Source organism: Nodularia sp. UHCC 0506 (assembly GCF_034931045.1).
In the GTDB taxonomy this organism is placed as follows: Bacteria; Cyanobacteriota; Cyanobacteriia; order Cyanobacteriales; family Nostocaceae; genus Nodularia.
In genome coordinates, this window is the sequence record NZ_JAYGHH010000004.1 from 89,038 (window position 1) to 92,256 (window position 3,219).

1 protein-coding gene and 2 pseudogenes are annotated in these 3,219 nt (G+C 37.5%); 1 reads left to right on the top strand and 2 read right to left on the bottom strand.

The features are described from left to right. Both VB654_RS04890 and VB654_RS04895 read right to left on the bottom strand, forming a co-directional pair. A pseudogene (locus VB654_RS04890) lies at positions 1-479 on the bottom strand (putative bicarbonate transporter, IctB family); the annotation flags it as partial. 106 nt (positions 480-585) lie between these two features. Then, complete coding sequence (locus tag VB654_RS04895) at positions 586-2,199, bottom strand: glycosyltransferase family 39 protein (protein ID WP_323212393.1); 1,614 nt, start codon at positions 2,197-2,199, stop codon at positions 586-588. Between the two features lie 257 nt (positions 2,200-2,456). Here VB654_RS04895 and VB654_RS04900 point away from each other — a divergent pair. Continuing rightward, positions 2,457-3,219: pseudogene (locus tag VB654_RS04900) on the top strand (hypothetical protein); the annotation flags it as partial.

The window sequence follows — 3,219 nt, forward strand, 5'->3', positions numbered from 1 at the left end:
ACGTGCAAATACAGAGTAATGAGCCAAGAACGTAAGCGAGGCGATCGCAACACTCTAGCACAAAGAGCAAACAGCAATAGATAAAGTGTCAATACCACCAAATCTTTTAACGCTGCCTGTTTAACTGGAGACAATGCTGTAGAGACTACGGCAATTGCCCAATAGAGTAACACCAGCAAGTGAATTGGGGTAAATAACGGCGTATTTGCTGGCGCTGATTCATCGGATAAAGTCAACAGTAGCCAAAATCCTACACAAGCTACTAACAATACTCCTACTAGGCTACTCGATACAAAAGGGGTCAGAGCATAAACCAGGCTGAGTAAAGCAACGGCTATTAAATCTCCCCACTGCATCAAGATGCTACTTTGCCGCCAAGAGTGCAATATCCCCACTAAAAAACGGTGTAAGTAGCTCGTAGCCAGATATTGTTTCAGAGGTAAATAAGATAAAGTAAATCGTTGCCAGGCTAAATTCATAAACACAGTGTCTCTTCAGTGGTCGCAATCACCAAGGTGCTTAGGATATGGAAAAAGTTTCCAACCCAGTCACAGCAAGTATTTCAATTTTGACTTTTTGGGAAAACTAATTGGGTTCTTTGGTGATTAATATCCAATCTTCAGCTTTGTCAATTTCTTTGATTGATTCTAATTGCAGTTGTGTGATCTCATCTGCTTTGATTAAAAAATAAGGTTGTCCAGTATAATGCCAATGATATTGCAATTCATTGACAGAAGCGGGAATAATAGTGCGATAGCTATAAAAATCTAATGAGGGTCTATGGTAAGCAAAAGATGTATAAATCTTTTTCACAGATGGATCTGCTTGCTTGATCATCGTGGCTACTGGTTTGACTGGATAAGCTTCCCATAATTCCCAAACCCAGTAATTTGATCTCATCAATAGCAGTAGAGAAATATAACTTCCCCAGCACAAAATTTTTAAGAATTGCCCATTCCCTCGTTCTGCCAAAATAGCGGCTAAAGTCATAGTCAAGGCTACAGATGCAAAAATCAGTTGTACGTCGGTTTTTTGTACTGTACCACTACTGAAGTAAATGCTACCAGCTGAAGCGAATACAGCCAGTATTGAAAAACCAGCTACCCAAGACCGTGGATAGGATGTTAAGAGAGGCAGATTTTCTATTTCTGCTAACTGAGCGCCAAAAGCTAAGGCTAAACTAGGGTAAATGGGGAAACCGTACCAAGGTAATTTTATACTCATCCAGGAAATAACCAGTAGATAGCCGAGACTCCACACCAACAGGAGTTTTGCCCAGCTAAGATTTAGATTTTCCCAAATTAAGCGCATAGTTTGGGGTAAAAAAATCAACCAAGGCCATGTCCACTTGAGAATTTCAATCACATAATACCAGGGTGATGCAGAATTGCCGGCAATAGCTGTGCCGATTCCCCTGATGGATTGATTGAAAAGGCCAACTTGAGCAAAATCATAACCGTAGTGAAAGAGTTGAATACTATACCAAACGAATACAGGTAAAGTGCCAATAAAAATGCCTATCCAGAAATAGTGACTGGTGAGCAATCTTGGTGTGTCCCAAAATAAAAAAACAATGGCGATCGCACCTAGTAAGATACCAAATAGCCCCTGAGTTAGACAAATTAACCCCAGTCCGATGCCAATTCCCAGACAGTAACGTAAATCCCGGCGCGATCGCAACACGCAAAGCATCATCACCATTAAAAAGCTGACCACTGCGCCATCTAATATCGCTAATCTGCCATGACGCACCACCGGCAGCATTGTCAGATAAATCAAAGCACTATAAACAGCAGCCCAACGTTGACGAAATATCTCTCGACCAATAAAGTACAGTAATGGTACAGAAAAAGCTGTCAGAATTGAGCTAGGTAAACGAGTTGTCCATTCATTCACTCCTCCTAAAGCATAAGCCCCAGCAATTAGCCAATGTATTAAAGGTGGTTTGTAATGATATGGTTCACCTCCTAAAGTTGGGTAAAGCCATCGCATAGAACCAATGGGAGCATTCCATATTTCTCTAGCAACCTGTGCCACAGTAGCTTCATCCCCATCTTGCAGAGGCAACTCTCCCAGATTGATACTAAACAGTAACACTGCGGCCAATAGTAATACCATCAGCCATAGCCAATCAATCCATTTATTAACCGCGTGATGTTGTTTTTCTAGACAGCCCCAAATAAAGCTTCCTTCTTGCATATTCTATAATCATTATTGGTTCTTGCTGGTTTGATTAAGTAGAGATTAAAACGAACTTTTAATGTTGCCACCCAGTAACAATATATATTTTGAACAATTACTAAGTTATAAGATTAGCTAATTTTTCTCTGAAAAACGATAATTATTTGGCAAATTTACCAAAATTTCCTTCAAGTTATTTAACAATTATTTTAAGGTAAAAATGATACAAATAGTACCAATATAAATATGTTAAATACCTGTTGAGGAAAGTGCCAATGAGTTTACCTTTTATTTTAGATATAACAATTGGTTTAATTTTTATCTACTTAACTTTAAGCTTGTTAGCTTCTGAAATTCAAGAAATGATTACTACAGTTTTACAATGGCGTGCAGTCCACCTCAAAAAATCCATTGAAATTCTTGTAGCAGGTGATGCGACAAATTCAGACAATGATAGTGTGATCAGCTTTGTAAATGACTTGTATAACCATCCCTTGATTAAAAGTGTTAACCAAGAATCAAAAGGATTTTTGACGAATCTACCTCGCAAGTTAGTTTGGTTCTTATCATCTCTTCCTGTGAAATTTTCCCTATCTGGAGAAAAAAGAACTAAAAGTATTTTTGGATATACACAATATCAAACAGAAGATATCAAAGATGACAATAAGAACTCCATGAAACACAGTGCGCCATCTTATATTCCGGCAGAAATTTTTGCTACAACTTTAATGGAAACATTAGGTATACCAGTGCTTGTACAAAAATTGACTGAATCAAGATTCATAAAATTTAAAGATGAACAGTTACATGAGATACAAAATATCTTATTAAAGTTTCATGAACAGGTAAATAATGTAGATGACCATATAAATGAATTTTCAATTATTATCTACCATGAATTTACAGAAATAGTTGAGGAAAGCTTTGCTAAAATTTTGGCTGATTTTCACAAAGATAAAACTGACTTGGTAACTAGTCTGAATCGGATGAAAAATAGTATAGATAGGTACATAGAAATTTTTCAAGAAGATATGCCGG

Excerpts from the sequence above, each read along its gene's own strand:
- VB654_RS04895 (WP_323212393.1), bottom strand. The coding sequence starts at position 2,199 with ATGCAAGAAGGAAGCTTTATTTGGGGCTGTCTAGAAAAACAACATCAC.